The organism is Rhizobacter sp. P1_G5, from assembly GCF_056405435.1.
Genome location: NZ_JBFUCB010000860.1, coordinates 1 through 1,973 on the forward strand (window position 1 = coordinate 1; position 1,973 = coordinate 1,973).

Genomic DNA, 1,973 nt, shown 5'->3' on the forward strand with positions numbered 1-1,973 from the left:
GGGTTGGCGTCGGTGATCACGCCATCCTTGTGGAACACGATGCCCTCGGCGCTCGCCTGCATGAACTTCGCGAGGCGCTCTTCCGATTCGCGCACCGACTGCTCGGCGAGGCGGTGCTTCGTGATGTCGGAGATCAGCACGAAGGTGGCGGTCGCATCGCCGTCGTTGACCACGTGCGGCACCAGGTTCACCTCGATCCAGCGGCGCTGGCCGTCGGCGCCGATCAGCTCGCGCTCGTAGGACGCGCTGCGCCGCTCGCGCAGCACCTGGTCGACCTGCGGCTGGATCAGCCGCGCGGCCGGCTCGCCGATGATCTCGGCGACGGTGTGGCCGACGATCGACTGCTCGTCCCAGCCGAAGGTCTGCGCATATTGCTTGTTCGCGAACAGGCAGCGCAGCGTGCTGGCCTGGTAGTAGGCGATCAGCACCGGCACGTTGTCGGCCAGCAGCTGGAACTGGTCGGCCCGGGCGCGCGCCGACAACTCGGCGCGGTGGCTGTCGGTCACGTCGTGCAGCACGCACAGGTAGTGGCCGGGTCCCGGCAGCCAGCGTGCTTCCAGGTCGAGCCAGCAGGGGCCGCCGGCCGATTGCGGCGCGCACTGCATGCGCAGGTTCAGCGCGAAGTCCTCGCGCGCGATCAGCCGCGTGGCGAGCGTCGCGCGCGACTCGGCGCCGAGCAGCGACTGCCACAGCAGCCCGGCATCGAGCACCGAGCCGGCGCCGCTGAACTCGACGAAGGCGCGGTTGCCCTGCAGCACCCGGCACTCGGGCGTCAGCCGCAGCACCATGCACGGCAGGTCCTCGGTGTCGGGCCAGGCGGGCGAGGTGGCGTCCATCGGCGTCAGGCGTCCGGGGTCGGATCCATCGGCTTCATCTGCTCCAGCGCGAGGCACAGGTCGTCCCAGGCGCGCGCCTTGTCCTCCGGGTTGCGCAGCAGGTAGGCCGGGTGGTAGGTGACGACCAGCGGTACGCCCTGGTACCGGTGCACCTTGCCGCGCAGCCGGCCGACCGGCTCGCTGCTGCGCAGCAGGCTCTGCACCGCGAAGCGGCCCATCGCGAGGATCATGCGCGGCTTCACGAGCTCGATCTGGCGGATCAGGAACGGCTCGCACTGGGCCAGTTCGTCGGGCTCGGGGTTGCGGTTGCCGGGAGGGCGGCATTTCAGCGTGTTGGCGATGAAGACCTGGCGCGCCGGTTCGGCCTCGCCGCGCGTCAGGCCGAGCGCGCGCAGCATGCTGTCGAGCAGCTGGCCCGACTTGCCGACGAAGGGCTCGCCCTGCCGGTCCTCCTGCTCGCCGGGGGCTTCGCCGACGACCATCCAGTGGGCCTGCGGGTTGCCGACGCCGAACACCGTCTGCGTGCGGCCGCTGCACAGCTTGCAGGCGGTGCAACCGGCGACCGCGTCGCGCAGCGCGGGCCAGTCCATCGTCGCGACGCCGCTCGGGCGCGGGCCGCGCAGCGGGGCGGTGGCGGGCTCGACGTCGGGGGCGGTGTTGCGTGCGGTGTTGGGTGCGATGTTGGGTGCGGTGTTGGGTGCGACAGCGGGCGACGGTGCGGCTGCCGTGGCCGGCGCGGGCTCGGCCAGCGCCACCTCGTCGCCCTGCGCCGGCGCATCCCACACGCGGATGCCCATCTCCTGCAGCATCGCGACCTGGCGTTCACTCCAGCGCATCGACACCTCCCACCTGCAGGCTCATCACCGCCGCATCCTCGCGCCCGCTCGGGTGCGTGGCGCGCGACGCCGGGTAGTAGCCGCGGCGCGTGCCGATCGACTGGAAGCCGTAGCGCAGGTACAGCGCGCGGGCGCGCTCGTTGCTCTGCCGCACCTCCAGCCACAGCTGGCCGGCGCGGCGCTCGCGGCACACGGCGACCAGCTCGTCGAGCAGGAAGCGGGCGTGGCCCTGGCGCTGGAAGGCCGGCGCGACGGTCAGGTTCAGCAGGTGCATCTCGTCCACGCCGGGCATCGCGATGAA

3 protein-coding genes are annotated in these 1,973 nt (G+C 72.1%); all 3 read right to left on the reverse strand.

Going from position 1 to position 1,973, the window contains the following annotated elements:
* Positions 1-836: PAS domain-containing protein (locus AC1D12_RS32000; RefSeq protein WP_477845192.1), on the reverse strand; the 836-nt coding region annotated here is incomplete at its 3' end.
* Positions 837-841: 5 nt separating this feature from the next.
* Complete coding sequence (locus tag AC1D12_RS32005; RefSeq protein ID WP_477826561.1) at positions 842-1,672, reverse strand: uracil-DNA glycosylase; 831 nt, start codon at positions 1,670-1,672, stop codon at positions 842-844.
* The coding region (locus AC1D12_RS32010) for a GNAT family N-acetyltransferase (RefSeq protein ID WP_477845193.1) at positions 1,659-1,973 on the reverse strand (315 nt) is incomplete at its 5' end. The genes AC1D12_RS32010 and AC1D12_RS32005, both read right to left, overlap by 14 nt.